The organism is Amycolatopsis sp. SID8362 (genome assembly GCF_010550475.1).
Taxonomy (GTDB): domain Bacteria; phylum Actinomycetota; class Actinomycetes; order Mycobacteriales; family Pseudonocardiaceae; genus Amycolatopsis; species Amycolatopsis eburnea.
Genome location: NZ_JAAGNB010001650.1, coordinates 1 through 393, shown reverse-complemented (window position 1 = coordinate 393; position 393 = coordinate 1). Strand labels below are relative to the sequence as shown.

At 74.6% G+C, this 393-nt stretch carries 1 protein-coding gene; it reads right to left on the bottom strand.

The annotated features are described in order from the left end of the window. Positions 1-393: FtsX-like permease family protein (locus tag G3I65_RS50775; protein WP_160703060.1), on the bottom strand; the 393-nt coding region annotated here is incomplete at both ends.

Genomic DNA, 393 nt, shown 5'->3' with positions numbered 1-393 from the left:
ACCGCGGCGAGCACCGGCAGCGGGCCGATCACGAACCTGAACTCCGCGGGAATCGAACCCAGCCGGACGAACACCCCGTGCAGCAGCAGGCTCAGCCCGACACCCGGGAGCGCGCCGAGCACCGCCGCGACCGTGGCCACGAGCGCCGTCTCGATGCCGATCAGCCGGTAGATGTGCCCCGGGCCGGCCGCGATCGCCCGCAGGAGGGCGAACTCGCGGCGGCGCTGCTGGTTGGCCAGGCCGAGGGTGCTGGCCACCACCAGCAGGACGATCACCAGCATCGTGCCGCCGAAGGAGCCGGCGACGAGCGTCAGGAACGACCGTGCCGCGCCGACGTCGAGGAACTCGGCGCCGGCCCGGTCGTCGCCGGTGGCCGTCGCGACGCCCGGCACG